Genomic DNA, 18,854 nt, shown 5'->3' with positions numbered 1-18,854 from the left:
CGGGCCTCAGTGCCGGGTCGGAGTGCCAGGTGAGCGGGGCAGCCGCGCCGTGAAGGTCGTGCCCTCGTCCTGGCTCGACTGCGCGGACACGGTGCCCCCGTGCGCCTCCACCAGGTGCTTCACGATGTACAGGCCGAGCCCGATGCTGCGGCTCGCCCGGTCCATCTCCCGGGTTCCGCGCTGGAGTGGCTCGAAGAGGTGGGGAAGGCGGTCGGGCGGGATGGGCGCGCCCTCGTTGTGCACGGACAGCACCGCGGCCTCGTCCTCGGCGCGCAACTCCACGCGCACGGGAGTCTCCGGGGGGCTGTACTTGAGGGCGTTGGTCACCAGGTTGGACACCACCTGGGCCATCCGGTCCGAGTCCCACTCACCCCAGGCGCTGCCGTGCTGGAGCACCTCGATGTGGCGCTCCGGCCAGGCCCCTTCCACCTCGTCCAGCACCTGCTGCACGAGCAGCCGCAGGTCCGTGGGCCGGCGCTCCAGCGAGATGCCTCCGCCCAGGCGGGCCTGGGTGAAGTCGAGCAGATCGCGGATCATCCGAGTGGCGCGCTCGGCCGAGGAGAGGATGCGGCTGGCGGACTTCGTGGCTCGCGCGTCGAGCTCCTCGCGCCGCAGCAGCGCGTGGGCGGCCAGGGTGATGGCGTTGATGGGGTTGCGCAGGTCGTGGCTGACGATGCCGAGGAGCTGTTGCTCGAACTCCATGCGGCGGCGCAGCTCCGCCTCCTGTTCCTTCTGCAGCGTCACATCCTGGACGATGGCGACGCCCGCGATGATGCGGTCCTCCTGGTCCCGGATCGGACTGGATCTCACCCGCACCAGCGCTCGGGTCCCGTCTTGGCACACCAGGAGCAGCTCCTGGTCCACCAGCTCCTCGCCATGGAGCAGCGAGCGCGCCAGAGGCCACTCCTCGGGCTGGATGGGGCGGCCGTCCGGGTGGAAGCCGCGATAGTGGATGAACTCCTCCAGGGAACTGGCGGTGAACGGAGGGCCGCGCAGCAGCTCCACCATCTGGTGGTTGCAGAACGTCAGCCGGCCCGACGGCTCGGAGAGGATGAATCCGGCGGGCATCTGCTGGAGCACCGCGTCCAGCAGCCGCTGCTTGGCCTCCATGTCAGCCACGTATTGTTGCTCGCGGTGGAGTGCCTCCTGGCGCACCTGGGCGATGGCGAGCGCGGCGCCCACGCGGGCCACCAGCTCGCGCGCGCTGAAGGGCTTGATGAGGTAGTCGTCCGCGCCGGCACCCAGTCCCTCCACCGTGGCTTCCTCGCCCGCGCGGGCGGACAGCAGGATGAGGGGCACGGTGTGGGTGTGCGCGTCCTCGCGCAGGGCGTGCAGCAGACCGAAGCCGTCCAGCCGGGGCATCATCACGTCGCTGAGGACGAGGTCCGGTGGGCGCGCGCGGGCCGCCTCGAGCGCGGTGGCCCCGTCTGCCACCGCTTCCACTTCCCAGCCCTGGGTGCGCAGCAGCCGCTCCACGTAGGCGCGCATGTCCGCGTTGTCGTCGGCGAGCAGGATGCGGGCCTCGCGCGGGACGGAATGCGGCAGAGGGGCCGCGGCGCTTGGGACGGTTGTTGCGGGTGGCATGCACTCGGCAGCGGAGGAGGGAGCAACTTCCATCCACCCGGCGGCCTCCTGGAGGAAGGGGCTCGCTCCCATCGCGGTGGAGGCCTGGGTCCTCGCCGTCCCGAGCCGCTCGGGCGGCAGGTGCGCGTTGCCCGTGGGAATGCTCACGGTGAAGGTGGTGCCCCGGTCCAGCTCGCTCTGGAGCTTCACGGTGCCGCCGTGCAGCTTCACCAACTCCTGCACCAGGGCCAGCCCGATGCCCGTTCCCTCGAAGCATCGCCCTCGCGCGCTGTGCACGCGGTGGAAGCGCTCGAAGATGCGAGGCAGCTCCTCGGGGGTGATGCCGGTGCCCGTGTCGCGCACGGTCAGCTCCACGTGCGGGCCCCGCCACCGCAGGGCGACCTCCACCTCTCCCTCGAAGGTGAACTTGAAGGCGTTGGAGACGAGGTTGAGGACGATCTTCTCCCACAGCTCCGGGTCCACCCAGATGGGAGAGGGCAGGGAAGGGCAGTCCACCACCAACCGCAACCCGGCGCGCTCCATGGCCGAGCGGAAGGTGCTGGCGAGGTCGGCGGTGAGGGTGGCCAGGTTGGTGGGGACATAGGAGGCCTGTATGCGTCCGGCCTCGATGCGGCTGAAGTCCAGCAGGGCGTTGACGAGCTTGAGCAGGCGCACGCCGTTGCGGTGCACGGTGGAGAGCTCCTCGCCGGCCAGACACTTCTGGGGGGAGGCCAGCGCGTCCTCCATCGGGGAGAGCATCAGCGTGAGGGGGGTGCGGAATTCATGGGAGATGTTGGAGAAAAAGGTTGTCTTGGCCCGGTCCAGCTCGGCGAGCTGCTCGGCGCGGCGGCGCTCGGCTTCGTAGGCCTGCGCGTTGACGACGGCCGAGGCCACGTGCCCGGTGGCCAGCGTGAAGAAGCTCCGATAGCACTCATCCAGCCTGCGGCGAGGGGACACGCCCGCCACCAGCACGCCGTAGGGGGCTCTCTGTCCGGGCTGCGAGATGGGCAACAGCACCGCTGAGTGCGGGGACTCGTCCCAGGGGCCTCCCGGCAGGTCTCCGAAGAGCTCGCGCACGTGGGAGACGATTTCCATGCGCCCCGTGGCCGCCACGCGCGCCAGCGGCCAGCCGTGGGCACCTGATTCTTCGAGGCTCACCTTTCGAGGGCTCGCCGCCCCGCCTTCCTCCAGCCCCGAGGCACCGACCAGGGTGGCCTGGGTGCGCCGCTCGTCGAGTTGGTACATCAGCGCGAAGGGCACGTCCGCCGGGTTGGCCGAGAAGGTGCGTGCGGCCTGCCGGCAGGCCTCCTCGGGCGAGCGGGCCTCGCTGACGTGCTCGGCGAGCTCGCGCAGGGTGCGCAACCTCCGCTCGCCAATGACGCGCTCGGTGCTGAAGTTCACTGCGGCGAAGATGCCCTCCACCCGGCCCGTCTCGAGGCCAATGGGGCTATAGGAGAAGGTGAAGTACGTCTCCTCCAGGTAGCCGGCCCGATCGATGACGAGCAGCAGATCGTCCGACCACGTGGCCTTGCCCGTGGCGAGCACTCCAAGCTGCATGGGCCCGATGATGTGCCAGATCTCCGACCACACCTCGCGGCTCAGCTGACCCAGGGCCATGGGATGTTTGCGCCCGAAGATGGGAATGCAGGCGTCGTTGTAGAGGACGAGCAGCTCCGGCCCGCAGTAGAGGACGGTGGGGAAGCGCGAGGTGAGGCAGATGCTCACCGCGCTGCGCAGAGATGGGGACCAGTCCTCCATGGGCCCGAGCGACGTGGCCGCCCAATCGATGGCCTGCATGCGGGCGCCCATCTCTCCGCCGCCCGCGAAGCTGTCATTCAGAAGTATGGGCGGAGGGGCGTGAGCCGCCTCGTGCGGATGCGTCTTGGGCGGGAGGGCGGGGGCCCCATGGGCGTGCTGGTTCATGAGTGCTTGTCGGTCGTAGAAGGACCCGACATGCCTCAACAGCGCTGAAGTGCATGGGATTCGCCGTCGTGCCTCTGCCTGGAGGGAACCCAGGCATGGCGCACGCTACGTCCACTCGCGGTGGCGGAACTCCTGGGCCAGGCAGTCGAGGAGCTTGCGGACGCGTGGCGGAGGTGAGCGCCCGGCGGCGTGCACGGCGTAGATGCCGACGGGGCGCGGGGCGAAGCCGTCGAGCACGGTGACGAGTCGCCCTGCGCGGAGGTCGTCGTCGATGAAGAAGCGTGGGAGCACGGCCAGTCCCACTCCCGCGAGCGCCGCCTCGCGCAGCAGGGTGCCATTGCTCGCGGAGAACGAGCCGGACACCGGCACGGACACACGCCCGGAAGGGACCTGGAAGCGCCACTCGTCCTCGGCGCGCAGGTGGAGGTAGCGGAGGCAGTCGTGGCGGAGCAGGTCCTCCGGGCGCTCGGGCTGCCCACGGCGCGAGAGGTAGTCAGGGGAGGCGCACACGTGCAGGGACGAGGAGGCGAGCCGCCGGGCGACGAGGCTGGAGTCCTTGAGCTTCGTGATGCGGATGGCGACATCCACCCGCTCCTCCACGATGTCGACGAGGCGGTCGCTGAGCACCACCTCCACGTGCACGCCGGGGTTGGCGGCGAGGAAGGACGCCAGGGGCGGCGCGAGGTACATCTGCGCGAAGCTGACGGGGGCGTTGACGCGGATGTGGCCTCGCTCGGCATTGGAGGCCCCCCGGGTGGCAGCCTGGGCCTCCTCGAGCATCCGCGCACAGCGGGCGTAGAGGCTCAGGCCGGCATCCGTGACGCTGAGCTTGCGGGTCGTCCGGACGAGCAACCGCTCGCCGAGGCGCGCCTCGAGCTGGGAGATGCGCTCGCTCACCACGGACTTGGAGATGCCGAGCGCGGTGGCTGCCTGGGTGAACGAGCGGTGCTCCACGACGCGTGCGAAGCAGAGCATTCCGGGCAGATCTTCGAAGAGCGGGTCCACGGGAGCGGGGTTGTACCCGATTTTCGCGGTCAGGTCCGAAAACGGCCAGACAGGGACGCGCGTCCACGCTACGAAAGCCGCGTGATGCAGACACTGGAAACCGAGACCTGCTACCGGGCCCTGACCGCGCGAGACCGGCGCTTCGATGGGCTCTTCTTCGTCGCCGTGTCGACCACGGGAATCTACTGCCGGCCGGTGTGCACGGCGAGGACGCCCCGCCAGGACCGGTGTGCGTTCTACCGCACGGCCGCCGAGGCCGAGCACGCGGGCTTCCGGGCGTGTCTCCTGTGCCGCCCCGAGCTGGCGCCGGGCAGCGCGCCAGTGGACTCCGTGCCGCGGCTCGTGGCGACCGCGGTCTCGCGCATCGAGGGGGGATACCTCAACGAGTCGTCCATCGATGACCTCGCGGCGGAGCTGGGCGTCACCAGCCGGCACCTGCGCCGGGCCATGGAGGCCGAGCTGGGGGTCTCACCTGTCGAGTTGGCCCAATCCAGGCGGCTCGCATTGGCGAAACAGCTCCTGCAGGACACCGCGCTCCCGTTGGCGGAGATCGCGTTCGCCAGCGGATTTCAGAGCGTCCGGCGCTTCAACGCGCTCTTCCAGGAGCGCTTCGGCAGGCCGCCCTCGGAGCTCCGGCGCAAGGGGGCGGAGGAAGAGGGCTCACGCTCGCTCGTCCTCCGGCTGGACTACCGCCCGCCGCTCGACTGGGGGCAGCTCCTGCTCTTCCTGCGGGGACGCGCCATTCCGGGGGTCGAGCACGTGGGGGACTCCGAGTACCGGCGCACGGTGCGCCTGGGCGGCAAGACGGGCTGGCTCGTGGTGCGGCACGATCCGAAGCGCCCCGCGCTGCTGGCCGAGGTCTCCCTCTCGTTGGCGGGCGTGCTGATGCCCGTGGCGGCGCGGCTGCGGACGCTCTTCGATCTGGACGCACAGCCGGAGGTCATCGCGGAGTGCCTCGGGCGCGATGCGCTCCTGGGGAAGCTGGTCCAGCAGCACCCGGGGCTTCGCGTGCTGGGGGCGTTTGATCCCTTCGAGATGACGGTGCGTGCCATCCTCGGGCAGCAGGTGTCCGTCCGTGCGGCGACCACGCTGAGCGGGAGACTCGTCGCGCGCTTCGGCGAGTCCCTCGACAGCCCTCATGCGGAGATCTCACGGCTCTTCCCTCTGCCGGAGACGCTGGCGGCGGCGACCGTGGATGACGTGGCGTCGCTGGGACTTCCGGGTGCGCGCGCGAAAAGCCTCCTGGGGGTGGCTCGGGCCGTCGCGGAGGGCTCCGTGCGGTTGGATCGGCACGCCGAGGTCGACGAGACGATGGCGGCACTCGAGGCACTGCCGGGCATCGGCGCGTGGACCTCGCACTACGTCGCGATGCGGGCGCTGCGCTGGCCCGATGCATTTCCCGCGAGTGATCTCGGGATTCGCAAGGCACTCGGCGGAGTGACGGCGAAGGTGGCCGCCGAGCGTGCCGAGGCCTGGCGGCCCTGGCGTTCCTACGCGGCGGTACACCTCTGGACCTCACTCTCTGAAGGAGCAGGCGGATGACACTGTTCACCACGACGATGAAGAGCCCCGTGGGCACGCTCCGGCTCTACGCCACGGAAGACGCGCTCACGGCCATCTACATGGAGAACCACAAGGGAGCGCCGGTGCTCGTCGCGAACGAGCGGAAGGACCATCCGGTGCTCGAGGCCGCGCGGCGCCAGTTGGAGGAGTACTTCGCGGGCGAGCGCGTGTCTTTCGACTTGCCGCTCGGACCGGCCGGGACGCCGTTTCAGCAGAGCGTGTGGGCGGCGCTGCGGGAGATTCCGTTGGGCGCCACGTGGTCCTACGCGAACCTCGCGCGCCACATCGGCCGGGAGGGATCGGCGCGGGCCGTGGGAGCCGCGAATGGGAAGAACCCCATCTCCATCATCGTCCCCTGCCACCGGGTGGTGGGGACGGATGGGTCGCTCACCGGCTACGCGGGAGGAGTGCCCGTCAAGCAGTGGCTGCTCGAGCACGAGCAGCGGATTCGGGCGGGGCGTTGAGAATGGGATGCCAGACCGGGCCCGGGTGCTGAACGAGCCCAGGCCCGGTCCAGGAAGCGCCTACGGGTGGTCCGAGACGACGATCGAGAAGGGATACCGATCATCGGTCCTCAGGTCTGGATCATACGTACCCGTCGGGAGGACGTTCACGATGAGGGTCCGGCGCTGATCCGCCGCGAACTTCAACTGCTTTGGACCCGACGACAGATCCAGGAACTCACCATCGGAGTCAGGCGTGAGCCCGGGCACGGCCTGGACGACGAAGCGCCGTCCCGCATCGCTCGGGGCTTCCAGGGACACGTAGACCGTCTGGGGGGTGCCCGAGCCGGCCGACAGCTCGATGTAGCTCGTGCCGAGCATCATCGGCGCGGTCTTGCTGTCGATGCTGATCGTCCCCGGCGTGGCTTCCTGCTGGGCCGCCAGCGTGAGCTTCGCCGCCTTGAGGTTCTCCAGCCCGTCCTTGAAGTGATGGAAGTGGCGGTCGTCGACGTGATCGCCGGTGTACCAGCGCCAGCGTGAGAACTCGGGGACGGTCTCCACGTAGCTCGAGCGCTTGTCCTTCAGCATCGCGTCGAGCGCATCGGCGAAATCGGGCTCGTTGAGCGTCTGATCATCCTGCGCGCCGGGCGGGTTGCGAGACCCGAGCCACATGTTGGAGATGAACTGCGGCTCGCCCCCGAAGAAACGATCCTTCAGGTAGAGCAGGTACATGGAGGAGCCGTACATGTACCAGGTCTCATAATCGTCGTAGTAGTCGAGCGCCCAATCAGGGTGGGCCTGGAAGTCGTCGAAATAGGTCTTGATGTAGCGGTCCGCGTACACCTGGTCCGTGAAGACGGCGGACATCTCGAAGGTGATGGGGGACTCGTACCAGTCGTCGGCGGCCTGGGAGGCGTGGGCCATCTCATGGACGACGGTCTCCTCGAGCTCGGGGCCGCCGTAGGGACCCCACGGATCGACGATCATGTATCCGCGCCGGTCATCCCACGGGGTGGAAGCGTCGCCAGAGAGGACGTCGACCAGGCAGCTGCGGTGCCCCTTCCACACGAACACGTCGAAGAAGTCATCGGGTCCGCACTCACCGCTGTCTTTGATCGCCGGGCGCATGCCGAGCCGGTTGACGTGATAGTCCCAGCCCTTCTCGACGGCCGCGAGGACCTGCCGGGCCGTCTCCCACTCGGATTCCTTGTAGTAGTGGACGAGCACCGGGCGCTTCGTGGAGCGGATGGAGTAGGGGAACATCTGCTTGAAGTCCGGCCGCCCGCAGATCAGCTCTCCCTCGGCCAGGGGGTGCGTGTAATCCTGGTCGTCGGTCGGACCGCAGCCCGCGATGGCGAGCCCCATTCCGAGGCACGTCAACCAGGACAGGAGCCTGGAGGCGCGAGGGCTACGGGATGAGCGTTCGCGGTGCACCCGCGGAGCTACAGCGCTGGGGGTCGAGAGCATGTGTGTTTTCCTTGGCGCACGGTCGGTGCGGTCCACGTCCCTTCTGGACGCGCAGTGACTACAGCAACGCGCGTGCCTGAATCCAAGGAACTCTCCGTCCGGCCCCTCGGGAGAGGGGGAAATCCATGGGGCCGGATGAATCGGCCCGGGCGCTTGGCGTGTCAGTCCCGGGTGGGTGACGTGTCAGCCGGGTCCGTTGACACGCCGGTGCGCCACGGCCGCGAGGAGGTTGCTCAGGTGGTCTTCCGGTGGTGGACCGTCGGCTTGTAGTCCCCCGCCTTCGTGCGCATGGAGATGGCCAGCCGGTTCCATGCGTTGATGGTGGCGATGGCCAGCGTCAGGTCTCCCAGCTCCTTCTCGGAGAAGTGCGGGCGCACGGCCTGGTAGACCGAGTCGGGCACGTGCCCATTCGTCACGAGCGTCACGGCCTCGGTCCACTCGAAGGCCGCCCGCTCGCGCGCCGTGTAGTAGGGGCTCTCGCGCCAGCCATCGAGCCCGTACAGGCGCTGCTCCGTCTCGCCCAGGGCCCTCGCGTCCTTCCAGTGCATGTCGATGCAGTAGGCGCAGCCGTTGACCTGGGAGGCCCGCAGCTTGATGAGGTGAAGCAGTCCCTCCTCCAGACCGCACTGGCCCAGGTATTTCTCGAGCCCCAGCATCGCCTGATAGCCACCGGGAGAGGTTGCACCCATGTTGAAACGCTGTTCCATGACCGTTCTCCGAAGTTGTTTCGTGTCCGTCCAACGAGGCGTTGTCTAACGGCCGCCGCCGCCGCGGACGAGAGCCACTCTCGCGCGGAGGAATGGGGCCACTTCTCGTGGAAATGTGCGTCAGCGAAGGGCCTGGCGCAGCCGCCGGACGCCCTCGGAGATCTCCCGCTCGGGCACGGCCGCGTAGCCGAGCACCAGTGCGCCGCGTGCGGACGGCTGACTCCGCATCCCGGAGAGGGGATGGGTCAGGACTCCGGCGGCGGCGGCTCGCTCGGAGGCGGTGCGATCGTCCACCCCTGGAGGCAGCCAGCCGAGCAGGTGCAGGCCTGTCTCCGCGGGGCCTATCTCGAGCAGCCCCGGGAGCTCGCGCCGGGCCTCCTCGACGAGCAGGGCCTGCCGCTCGGCATACAGGGTGCGCATCCGCCGCACGTGCCGGCTGAAGTGGCCTTGCGTGATGAAGTCCGTCAGGACCGCCTGCTGCAGCGAGGGCGAGTGCACATCCGCGAACACCCGGGCCTTGAGGAAGGCTTCGATCAGCGCTTCCGGTACGACGAGGTAGCCCAGACGCAGGGACGGCGACAGCACCTTGCTGAAGGTGCCGCAGTAGATGACACGCGCGTCCGGCGTGAGCCCCTGGAGCGCGGGGAGGGGCCGGCCGACGTAGCGGAACTCGCTGTCGTAATCGTCCTCGAAGATCCACGCGTTCCTGCGCTCGGCCCACTCCAGGAGTGCCCGCCGGCGTCTCAGGCTCATGCCGACGCCGAGCGGGAGCTGGCTAGAAGGCGTCACCACGGCGAGCCGGGCGTCCGGACGCAGCCGGCTCGCGGCCTCCACGTCCATCCCCTCCGCGTCCACGGGAACGGGCACGAGCGTGGCGCCCGCGGCGGTGAGCGCGCCCCGGGCCGAGGGGTAGCCCGGATCTTCGACCCATGCGGCCTCGCCTGGATCCAGCAGCAGCTGGGCGATCAGGCTGATGGCCTGCTGCGAGCCGTTCACGATGAGCACCTGCTCGGGACCGCACCGCACGCCGCGCGCGGTGGCCAGGTAGTTGGCGAGTGCCTGGCGCAGGGGGAGGTAGCCCCGGGGATCCTGATGGGAGAGCACGTCCCGCCACGAGCGCTGCCACCGCTGGTGGAGCAACCGGCCCCAGAGCTCACTCGGGAAGGCATCCGGGGCGGGCCCGACGCGGAACGCCATCGAGGTGGCCGGCACGCGGGCCTCGAGCGGGAACGGCGCCGGTGTGGTGGCCACCGCGGTGCCACGCTTCGATAGGGGGGGAGGGCTCGTGCGGGGCGGGCGGGACGGCTCCGGGGCGTGCCGCACGGAGAGGGCGCGCTCGGGGAGCTCGTCCGCCACGTAGGTCCCCGAGCCGTGGCGGCCGACGAGGTATCCCTCGGCGAGGAGCTGCGAGTAGGCGCTCATCACCGTGTTGCGTGACAGGTCGAGCTGCTCAGCCAGTGCGCGGGTCGCGGGCAGGCGCGTTCCCGGAGACAGGCGGCCGGCGACCATGGCCTCGCGAAGCGCCCGGTAGAGCTGCTCGTGCAGCGGCGCATGCGACGACGCGTCGAGCACGAGCGAGGTGGCCATGAGGGCCTGCCTCTTCCTGGGTTTCCGTCCCGATGTGGCTCCTGGGCTCATGGCAGGTGCTGGGGGCGGACGCACGAAGGGCTCGGAGCCGGTATGCGGCTCCGAGCCCCGGACCTCAGATGTTCCAGCGGATCATGCCCTGGAGCACGTTCTCCGTCTTGTTCTGGATGAGGTAGCGGTTGAAGGCGAGCTGGTACTCGACGCCCACGAGCAGCTTGTCGGGGGTGAAGGTGATGACCTTGCCGAAGTCCCACAGGAGCTCGGGCTGGGCGAGGAAGAAGCGGTTGCCCTTCTGCGTGGGGTCGAGCCGGTGCACGCCCTCACCGAAGAGGCCCGCCTGGAAGAAGCCGAGGAACTTGAAGTCCTGGCTGCCGAGCGCGAAGGACTTCTGCCAGGCCAGGCCCACCTGGAGGTCGACGCCGCGGAACATGTAGTCGTCGCGGATGACGGTGGTGGCCGACACGAAGTCCATGAAGGGCACCGCGAGGTCCCACTGCACGCCGTAGTAGCTGAGCATGCCGAACTTGGCGACGTGCTCCGCCTCGTACTTGAGCGACACGTTGGCGAGCGGACCCCAGTCCAGCTGGCGCTGCATCAGCTTCTCGCTGAAGTACTTGCCCGACAGCGTCACCGTGATGCCGCCGAAGAAGCCGCCCTTCTCGTTGGCGCTCGACGTGTTGGCGATGGCGCTGTTGAAGGGTCCGGTGATGTCGTAATACATGAACATCGTCCCGAACTCCCACGCCTGGAACGCCTTGATGGTGAGCGTGGTGCGGGAGCCCCCGCCATTGAAGTCCTTGTTGAAGCAGTCGACGGAGCCTCGGTAGTGGCCCATCACGCCGTCGTCGTCGACGAGGTTGTTCTCCTTGCCCGACCAACAGGGGGCGTGGAGGAGCTCGAACCAGACTCCGGCGAAGGCGTTGGACGAGGACAGCAGGATGGCGAGCAGGGCGAAGAGCTGCAGTGGTTTACGGGTCATGGGGGTCCCCTCGGGTGCGCGCGCGTTGTCATGATTGACGACCCATCTGTCAAGGGCGGATTGCGTTGTTCTCTTCTGTGGCCCTTAAGTAAACGTGCGCTGGCCGAGTGAATCCGGGCACTTCGGATGTCCCGAGCTCAGAAGAGGGGGATGCGGAAGTCCTTCACCACGCCCATGTGCTGCATGTTGGTGGCGGCGCTGTCCCCGGGCTGTACCGGAGAGATCTCCGACAGGGGGGTGTAGACGCGGCTGTCGAGGACGAGCCCGGCCGCGAAGACATTGGAGCCGATGATCGTGGCCTGCTGATACTTGCGGAGATCCTCGTCCACCAGGACGTAGTCGTAGGGCTTGCTCCGGGGGGCGCTGGTGTTGGTGTTCCCGTTCTTGTCGGAGGGGTAGGGACTGGCGGTGACGACCACCTGTGTGAGGACGGAGAGGCAGGGCTCGCTGCGGTTGGCCGTGTTGAGGTCGCCGCCGATGACGAGATAGTCGTCTGCGGGCACGGTGGCGCGGATCCGCTCGATGAGCGCGTTGGCCTCATCCTGGCGAACGGTGCTGTCGGCGGTGAGCAGGTGCACACTCACGGCCCAGAGGTCGCGCGGGCCTGGGATGTCGATGCGTGCCCAGGCGAAGTCCCGGGTGCCCGTCAGGGGATCGTCCCACTCACCTGACTCAATGATGGGCCAGCGGCTGATGATGCCATTGGCGATCTGCGCGCCCTCCTCCCGGTAATAGTGATAGCCCGAGCCTACCTGAGCCACCATGTTGCGGATGTCGGCCTCTTTGTTGGATGCGTAGTTGAACTCCTGGACGAGCACGATGTCCGGGGCCACGCCTCGCATCAGCCGGATGCCCTCGCCCGGGTCGTAGGACTGGGCATCCCCGCTGGTGAGGTTGGCCGCCATGATGCGGAGGTTCGCGTACTCGGTCCCCGCGTCCGTTCCCGGATTCACACCACCGTCCACCCCCGATGGCGGGACATGAGGTGATTCACGTCCCTCGCAGGCCAGGGTGAGTACGGCGATTGAAGCCGCGGTGCACAGCAGGAAGGAGAATGCCTTCGTCATAGGGGCTCCCAGGTTCCTGACTTCCGCGGGGAAGGAGGTGGACGACGATGGTGACCCGCGGACGACGAGGACAAACTAGGGCCTGATGGGGCAATGGCCTCATCATGGATTCATCATGAATTCAGCAGCGAAAAGGCAGACCTCGCGGCGTTCGTGGCGTGGATGTTTCTTTGGGAAAACAAAAAAAGCCGCTTACCGTGCATTCCCCCTCTGAACAGGAGAAGGTGTGCATATCAAGGCATGGAGTTCGTGGATCTTCAGTCTCGGTCTGGCAGGGAGCACGGGTGCGCTGGCGGCGGACTCGGAGCAGGCGGCGCTGGCGGCAGTCTCGGAGCAGGTGCGGGCGCTGGGCGGTGAGGAGCGCGTCGAGGCGGACCTGCTGGAGATCAAGTTTCACGAGAGCCAGCTCATCCGGCTTCGCAACGGCGTGCCCACGGACCTGGCGGGGCGCGGACTGCGCACGGCGGAGGCCGCGGTGCTGCTGAAGGCAGTGGCGGGCGGCAAGTGGATGCGCTCTCACGACGTGTCCGAGGAGGCACTGGAGTCGCTCCAGGCCGAGGGCGAGAAGCTGACGGCCGAGGCTCAGCCGGACCTCAATCTGTACTTCCGCGTACGGCTGCCGGTGGGCCTGGACGCCAACCGCATGGCGGAGCGCTTCCGCCAGTTGCCGGAGGTCGAGGCTGTCTACCGCGTCCCCCTTCCCGTGGAGCTGCCGACAGCGCCGGACTACTACTCGGTGAGCGCGGGCTCGTATCAGAAGTACCAGGACGCGGCGCCCGCGGGCATCGATGGACGCTATGCCGGCACCCTGGCGGGCGCGCGCGGTGCCAACGTGAAGATCTGCGACGTGGAGTACGCCTTCAACAGCGCGCACGCGGACCTGGGCACGGTGACGGTGGTGGGCCCCGCCGGTGTGGACCCGTTCAACGACAACAACCACGGCACCGCGACGCAGGGGGAGTACGGCAGCCTGCCCAACGGTGAGGGCACCACCGGCATCGCCTACGACGCGCAGAAGCTGTTCGCGTATTCCAATACGGCGTCTGGCTACAACGTGGGTGCGGCCGTGACGACGTGCGCGGCCAACATCAACGCCGGAGACGTCATCCTCATCGAGCAGCAGATCGTCGGTCCCAACGGCGGCACGAACTACGTACCGCCCGAGTGGTACAAGCCCTGGTACGACGCCATCAAGGCGGCGGTGGCGGCGAATAAGGTCGTCGTCGAGACGGCGGGCAACGGCAGCCAGAACCTGGATGACGCCATCTACGCCACGGGTAACGGCGGCCACTATCCGTTCCTGGCGGCCAACGATTCGGGCGCCATCCTCGTGGGTGCTGGCAAGTCGCCCGCATACGGCAGTGCGGCGCGCTCCGCCCACAGCTACTCCAACTACGGCTCCACACTGGATCTACAGGGGTGGGGTGACAGCGTGACGACCACGGGCTACGGCGACCTCTACAGCGCCGAGGGCGTCAACCGCTGGTACACCAAGACCTTCTCGGGCACCTCCAGCTCCGCGCCCATCGTCACCGGCGCGGTGGCCAGCCTCCAGGGCCGCAACCGGGCCCTGTACGGCGTCCCCCTGACGCCGGCCGTCGTGAAGTCCAAGCTGCGGACCTATGGCACCGCGCAGACGGGCACCCAGACCATCGGTCCCCTGCCGAACCTGGGGCTGGCGCTGCCGTCGCTGTAGTCCTGGACTTCGTCCGCTGAACCCAGGCCCGGTCCCTTCTCAGGGGCAGGGCCTTCTTCATTCAATCGGCTCTCATCCCTCTGATGCGCCGTCTATGTTTGGGAAATGAAGCGGCTTCTCCGTCTGCTGTCTGGCTCAGCGCGTGAACACTTCGAGACAATTCTCGGCGCGCGGCCAGACGGGTGCAGGTCCGCCCGCCATAGTGTCGAGTGCCACGAATGCGGTGAACGCCCAAGGCCCCCATTCGGCTATACTCTCGAATCGTGAAGGTGCTGACCTGGAACGTCCTCCACCGTGTGCACGCCGAGAACTACGGCGAGCCTGTCATTCACCGATGGCGCGATGAGCCCGAGCGCGTGCGTCATGTCGTCGACCTCGTGTCGAAGGCCTTGCGCGTCGACGGCTTCGAGGCCGCGCTGCTGCAGGAGGTGAGCGGCGACGTGCTCGAGTCCCTACGCGACCACCTGCCGACGTGGGCCGTGCTCGATCACCCGTACCCGCGCGTGCCGAGACTGAAGCGGCCCGGTGCGCCGATGCGCGACCTGAGCGAGCACCTGGTGGTCGTCGCACCCGAAGGCTCGACGGTGCTCCGTGCGCAGACCTTCGCGGGCGACCCCGGCAAGGGCGTGCTCGCGGTCACCATGCCCTCGGGGCTGGTCGTCGCCAGCACGCACGTGAGCTGGGGCCCGAAGGGCGAGGAGCAATTCGCCACGCTCCGGGAGTTGTTCCACGCGTCGAGTGCGCCCGTTTGCATCGGAGGTGACTTCAATGCCGAGCGCGAGGTGCTGGTGCGCGCGCTCGGCTCGGAAGTGGTGGTGGGCGCGCTGCCTCCCGGTTTGCCGCGCACGCGCCCCGCGGAGGACGCGACTGGCGGCGCGGACATAGACCACCTGTTGGTCTGCCGCGCGGAGCTCAGTGACCTGAGTGTGCTCGACCACAGAGAGCTGTCTGATCACCGCCCCGTCGCCGCGACCGTGACGTGAGCCGTGGTCGTTCACCGCCTCTTCACCGGCGGGTGCCCATGACCCACACGAAGTACCTCCTACTGCCATGAAAGTGCTCTGGCCAGAGCGGATTCCAACGCGATCAGCCGTCTGACCCCATCATAGAGCCCCCAATAGATTTCGCGCTCCGTGATGCCGAGCCGGTACTTGTTGGAGATGTCATGGATGCCATCCAGGGCCTCGGAGTGCTCGCCGTGGAGGCCGCGAATGGAAAGCCCCAGTTCATCGCAGATTCTTTCGAATCCGGGCTGCCCGGAAAGCAGGGGGAGCTTGATGTGTACTGATGCGCGCATGGCCGTGCCGAGGTTCGTGGGGCACGCCGTGTGAAAGCCACGAATTTCGTCGGAAGCGAAATCGAGCTTGCCACCGATGGCGTCGAGTGCGGTCTTCAGGCGGGTGAACGCTTCCGCGATATCGGCCCCCTCCTGCATGCTGATGATTCGCATGGAATCCTCCTCGCCCACCCAGACCAGGAATCTCTTGTCGGACGAGTGATAGATTCCGCGGCCCTCGGGCCAATCCCGGTTCACCCCCGCGCTTTCCAGGAAGCGATCTCCCTGTTTGAACAAGAAGTGGCCATCGACCATCTCCTGGCGCTCTTCCTCGGTCATCCCGCCCAGCGGATGATACGTGCCCGTCAATTCGCCCGTGAGCCCCAAAAGCACGCCGACGATCTCGGCTTCCAATCGAGCACGGTCCCCGGCGCTGATGGCCGGCGGAAACGCGTACGTCGCGAGGTTGCGCCCGACACGGATACGGGTCGAGACGATGAATTTCCCCTCAGGGTCCAGGTTTTCCGTGGGGAGCCCTTCGAGCGAGAAATCGCTTGGATGCCCACGCATGTCGTACCTGGAATGCTCGCGGATGACCGGGTCGAAAACCCGCGAGAACATGGCGTACGAATCGCTGTCGCCCGCGTAGATGCCGATGCTGGAGTCGGGATTGTCGATTCCGCTTTGTATGGCATGTCGCAGGGTCCATCCGTTCCTGGTCGCCAGGCCCTCGAGCTCCGCCTTTGATTCGAGCGTGAGATGCTTTTTCATCAGCATGTCTGGACTTGCCGGCTCCATGGCACTTCGTGTCCTGCTCCGAGGGGGACTTGCCACGCCACCGGCGCGGCATTCCCATGCTCAGCAATTACCGCACCATGCTGTGCCGGGCCCGTGAGCTGCCAGGAGGAGGCCCTCGCGAGGGAGAGATGAACGCGGTGCTAGCGAGGGATTGACGCGTCAGTGACGTGTCAACCAGGGGTTGACGCGTCATGGGCGTTCCCTCGAGCGGGGGCCGAGCCAGAGGAGGAGCGCCTGTTCTTGGCCGCGACGATGGAAGAGCCAAAGGCGGCATTTCGCTTGCACTCCCGTGTCGTGCGCTCGCTGTCCTGAATCACCGCGCATTCCATGACCTGGAAGGATGGAAACGATCGTTATGAGAGGATTCTCGCAACTCGCCGCGCGCTGCGCGGGTTTGCTGGTGTTGGCGGCTACTTCGGCCTGGGCGCAGCAGGAAGAACTCTGGCTCGAGTCCCGGAGCGCCGCCCCCGTTCCCAGCCAGACGGTGCTCAAAAAAGGCAGGCCGTATCTTCTCACGATGCAGGGGACCTATACCGTGTGGGGGAACAACGTCGTCCCGGGCGCGCAATCCGGTCAGCCAGAGCCCGCGCCCATGTTTCCGAGCCCGGGGGTCGCGACCCGCAATGTCGCCGCCGACCCCGAGTTCCTCTTCGCCGGCGTGAAGGCCCCGGGGACTGCTCCCCTGAGAAGTGGTGCCATCCAGATCAGCCTGGACGGGGGGAAGACCTGGAAGCACCCGGTCAGCACGGCCTCCTTCAACGCGACCAACCACAAGTACGCTTATGAGCTGGTGGGGGAGGACAACGCGCTGCAGGTGCGCATCGCTGACAATCCCGTCTCCGACAACCTCGGACGCCTGCAGATCTTCGTGCTGCCGGCCGAAGAGCTGTGGATTGAGTCCCGGAGCGCCGCCCCCGTTCCCAGCCAGCTGGTGCTCAAGAAAGGCACGCCGTATCGCGTCACGATGCAGGGGACCTTTACCGTGTGGGGGAACAACATCGTCCCTGGTGCGCAATCAGGTCAGCCGGAGTCCGCGCCCATGTTCCCGAGCCCGGGGGTAGCGACCCGCAATGTCGGCTTCGACCCCGAGTTCATCTTCGCTGGCGTGAAGGCCCCGGGGACTGCTCCCGCGAGAAATAGCCCCATCCAGATCAGCCTGGACGGGGGGAAGACCTGGAAGCACCCGGCCAGCACGGCCTCCTTCAACGCGACCGACCACCGCTACACCTATGAGCTGGTGGGGGAGGACAATGCACTGCAGGTGCGCTTCTCCGACAACCCCGTCTCCGACAACTTCGGGCGCGTGCAGATCTTCTTGCTGCCCGGTGCATAGGAGCCTTGCGGCACTGCCCTCGAGCCCAGTCCTGCGTTCCTGAAAAGAGGAACGCGGGGCCTTTTCGAGCTGTGCAGGCCCAGAGGGCAGCTTCCGCGTCAGAGGTTCGCCCCAGGTGTGCTCAAGGGTGGGCGTCAGCCCGTGAGCCCTCCATCTTTGAGCGTTCAGCAATGCAGTGGCCGTACCAGCAGCCGGGACGCGTGCCCTGTCTCTGAGGCGAAGTAAGGTGGCAGACTCTATGCCCTCCATTCGTTCTACCGTTCTCTCCTGCATCGTTGTGCTCGGCTTCGTCGCTGCTTGCGACGACGATTCCACCTCTGGCCCCGGCGACACACCCGACGCGTCCGTGCCGGTGATGTGCAACGGCGTCGGCGCCGAGCTGTGCGGCGGCTCCTGCGTGAGCACCGAGAGCGACCCGAAGCACTGCGGTGGTTGCGACCAGGCCTGCGCGACCGGCGAGGCTTGTGAGGGTGGCGTCTGTGTCGCGATCTGTCAGATCGACGACAAGCAGGTCGTCGCCGGGGCGGTGAACGCGGCGAATTCGTGCGAACAGTGCACCCCGGCGACGTCCGCGACCGCGTGGACGCAACGCGCTGACGGGACACCGTGCGACCCGGGACAGGTTTGCTCGGCTGGCGTGTGCGCCCCGAAGTGCTTCATCGACGGCGTGGTCTACGCCGCGGGTGCGCCGAACCCGGCGAACTTCTGCGAATCGTGCGTGCCGGCGACGTCGACGACGCAGTGGACTGCACGCGCGAGCATTCCGTTGCTGGTCGGCGGCGACGACATCACGGCGCAAGGCTGGACGACGGTCGCGCAGGCGCCGAACACGCTCACGTACGGCGCGGACTACGTTCGCCTCGAGACGTCGACGAACGGCGGCGCGCGGACGAGCGGGCAGTTGCTCATCACGCGGGCGAACGCGCTCGACGGAACGAAGCCGTTCAAGCTCCGTGTGACGATGCAGGTCGAGTCGGTGAACCCCCACAACCAGCTCGACAGCGGCGCGGCCATCCTGGGCAGCTTCACGCCGTCGGCCGGCAACGGCACGGATCGTTCAGAGATGATCTACCTCGACAGCGCGAAGATCGGCTGGGCGGACGACACGCAGTCCGCGGCGTTCTCGGTGACCGACGGCGCGTATCATGTCTACGAGCTCGCGGTGGACGCAGCGAAGGTGGCGACGGTGAGCGTCGACGGCGTCGCGAAGCTGACGCGGAACAACTTCACGACGAACGGCAACATCGCCATCGGCGACCAGACGAACGACCCGAATGTCGACGGAGCGGTGCGGATCAAGTCGGTCGAGCGGCTCTGTCCCTAAGTAGGTAGGCAAAAGTTCCTTTACATTAAGGAATGGAGCCAGAAGTGGAGGGAGAGGACTCCCGCCTTGCGCAGCGCCTGCTGCGCAGAGAGGCCCAGGACCCAGTCTTCGGCGTCCTGGGCC

14 protein-coding genes are annotated in these 18,854 nt (G+C 67.6%); 6 read left to right on the top strand and 8 right to left on the bottom strand.

What is annotated here, in order from left to right; all coding sequences use genetic code 11:
• Positions 1-6: 6 nt before the first annotated feature.
• Both DAT35_RS55845 and DAT35_RS55840 read right to left on the bottom strand, forming a co-directional pair.
• Positions 7-3,360 (bottom strand): ATP-binding protein, encoded by a 3,354-nt coding sequence (locus DAT35_RS55845; protein ID WP_233262292.1) that lies wholly within the window; start codon positions 3,358-3,360, stop codon positions 7-9.
• A gap of 231 nt (positions 3,361-3,591) precedes the next feature.
• Entirely contained in the window at positions 3,592-4,461 is an 870-nt protein-coding gene (locus tag DAT35_RS55840) for a LysR family transcriptional regulator (RefSeq protein WP_108077662.1), read from the bottom strand.
• Between the two features lie 114 nt (positions 4,462-4,575).
• On the opposite strand from DAT35_RS55840, the gene DAT35_RS55835 reads away from it, so the two are divergent.
• On the top strand, positions 4,576-6,033 hold the full coding sequence (locus DAT35_RS55835; RefSeq protein WP_304466093.1) for a DNA-3-methyladenine glycosylase 2: 1,458 nt from the start codon (positions 4,576-4,578) through the stop codon (positions 6,031-6,033).
• Entirely contained in the window at positions 6,030-6,518 is a 489-nt protein-coding gene (locus DAT35_RS55830) for a methylated-DNA--[protein]-cysteine S-methyltransferase (protein WP_108077660.1), read from the top strand. Before DAT35_RS55835 ends, DAT35_RS55830 begins: the two co-directional genes overlap by 4 nt.
• A gap of 60 nt (positions 6,519-6,578) precedes the next feature.
• On the opposite strand, the gene DAT35_RS55825 is transcribed toward DAT35_RS55830, so the two are convergent.
• The 5 genes from DAT35_RS55825 to DAT35_RS55805 form a co-directional block, all read right to left on the bottom strand.
• The gene (locus tag DAT35_RS55825; protein ID WP_108077659.1) at positions 6,579-7,862 is read right to left on the bottom strand and encodes a hypothetical protein; all 1,284 of its coding nucleotides are present in this window, start codon (positions 7,860-7,862) and stop codon (positions 6,579-6,581) included.
• Between the two features lie 335 nt (positions 7,863-8,197).
• The gene (locus DAT35_RS55820; protein WP_108077658.1) at positions 8,198-8,671 is read right to left on the bottom strand and encodes a carboxymuconolactone decarboxylase family protein; all 474 of its coding nucleotides are present in this window, start codon (positions 8,669-8,671) and stop codon (positions 8,198-8,200) included.
• A gap of 120 nt (positions 8,672-8,791) precedes the next feature.
• Positions 8,792-10,258 carry a PLP-dependent aminotransferase family protein gene (locus DAT35_RS55815; protein WP_233262291.1) on the bottom strand — a complete coding sequence of 489 codons (1,467 nt, stop codon included), beginning with the start codon at positions 10,256-10,258 and terminating at the stop codon, positions 8,792-8,794.
• 115 nt (positions 10,259-10,373) lie between these two features.
• The gene (locus DAT35_RS55810; RefSeq protein WP_108077656.1) at positions 10,374-11,237 is read right to left on the bottom strand and encodes a hypothetical protein; all 864 of its coding nucleotides are present in this window, start codon (positions 11,235-11,237) and stop codon (positions 10,374-10,376) included.
• Positions 11,238-11,374: 137 nt separating this feature from the next.
• A complete protein-coding gene (locus tag DAT35_RS55805; protein ID WP_108077655.1) occupies positions 11,375-12,304 on the bottom strand; it encodes an endonuclease/exonuclease/phosphatase family protein in 930 nt (309 codons plus the stop codon).
• Between the two features lie 226 nt (positions 12,305-12,530).
• On the opposite strand from DAT35_RS55805, the gene DAT35_RS55800 reads away from it, so the two are divergent.
• Positions 12,531-14,000: a S8 family serine peptidase gene (locus tag DAT35_RS55800; protein WP_108077654.1), complete on the top strand. Its 1,470-nt coding sequence runs from the start codon at positions 12,531-12,533 to the stop codon at positions 13,998-14,000.
• A gap of 263 nt (positions 14,001-14,263) precedes the next feature.
• The gene (locus DAT35_RS55795) at positions 14,264-14,983 is read left to right on the top strand and encodes an endonuclease/exonuclease/phosphatase family protein (RefSeq protein WP_108077653.1); all 720 of its coding nucleotides are present in this window, start codon (positions 14,264-14,266) and stop codon (positions 14,981-14,983) included.
• 59 nt (positions 14,984-15,042) lie between these two features.
• Here the strand turns inward: DAT35_RS55795 and DAT35_RS55790 are convergent, their stop codons facing one another.
• Entirely contained in the window at positions 15,043-16,053 is a 1,011-nt protein-coding gene (locus DAT35_RS55790) for a phosphagen kinase (RefSeq protein WP_108077684.1), read from the bottom strand.
• Positions 16,054-16,429: 376 nt separating this feature from the next.
• On the opposite strand from DAT35_RS55790, the gene DAT35_RS55785 reads away from it, so the two are divergent.
• Together DAT35_RS55785 and DAT35_RS55780 are read left to right on the top strand one after the other, a co-directional pair.
• Positions 16,430-17,407, top strand: coding sequence for a hypothetical protein (locus DAT35_RS55785; RefSeq protein WP_108077652.1), 978 nt, complete (start codon positions 16,430-16,432; stop codon positions 17,405-17,407).
• Between the two features lie 238 nt (positions 17,408-17,645).
• Entirely contained in the window at positions 17,646-18,731 is a 1,086-nt protein-coding gene (locus DAT35_RS55780) for a hypothetical protein (protein WP_108077651.1), read from the top strand.
• Positions 18,732-18,854: the final 123 nt, after the last annotated feature.

The sequence above is a fragment of the Vitiosangium sp. GDMCC 1.1324 genome (assembly GCF_003044305.1).
GTDB lineage: Bacteria > Myxococcota > Myxococcia > Myxococcales > Myxococcaceae > Archangium.
This window is presented reverse-complemented; position numbering and strand designations above follow the sequence as displayed.

Coding starts and splice junctions, on each gene's coding strand:
- DAT35_RS55830 (WP_108077660.1), top strand. CDS start 6,030: ATGACACTGTTCACCACGACGATGAAGAGCCCCGTGGGCACGCTCCGG.
- DAT35_RS55845 (WP_233262292.1), bottom strand. CDS start 3,360: ATGCAGGCCATCGATTGGGCGGCCACGTCGCTCGGGCCCATGGAGGAC.
- DAT35_RS55815 (WP_233262291.1), bottom strand. CDS start 10,258: ATGGCCACCTCGCTCGTGCTCGACGCGTCGTCGCATGCGCCGCTGCAC.
- DAT35_RS55780 (WP_108077651.1), top strand. CDS start 17,646: ATGCCCTCCATTCGTTCTACCGTTCTCTCCTGCATCGTTGTGCTCGGC.
- DAT35_RS55805 (WP_108077655.1), bottom strand. CDS start 12,304: ATGACGAAGGCATTCTCCTTCCTGCTGTGCACCGCGGCTTCAATCGCC.
- DAT35_RS55835 (WP_304466093.1), top strand. CDS start 4,576: ATGCAGACACTGGAAACCGAGACCTGCTACCGGGCCCTGACCGCGCGA.
- DAT35_RS55825 (WP_108077659.1), bottom strand. CDS start 7,862: ATGGGGCTCGCCATCGCGGGCTGCGGTCCGACCGACGACCAGGATTAC.
- DAT35_RS55790 (WP_108077684.1), bottom strand. CDS start 16,053: ATGCTGATGAAAAAGCATCTCACGCTCGAATCAAAGGCGGAGCTCGAG.
- DAT35_RS55820 (WP_108077658.1), bottom strand. CDS start 8,671: ATGGAACAGCGTTTCAACATGGGTGCAACCTCTCCCGGTGGCTATCAG.
- DAT35_RS55785 (WP_108077652.1), top strand. CDS start 16,430: ATGAGAGGATTCTCGCAACTCGCCGCGCGCTGCGCGGGTTTGCTGGTG.
- DAT35_RS55840 (WP_108077662.1), bottom strand. CDS start 4,461: ATGCTCTGCTTCGCACGCGTCGTGGAGCACCGCTCGTTCACCCAGGCA.
- DAT35_RS55810 (WP_108077656.1), bottom strand. CDS start 11,237: ATGACCCGTAAACCACTGCAGCTCTTCGCCCTGCTCGCCATCCTGCTG.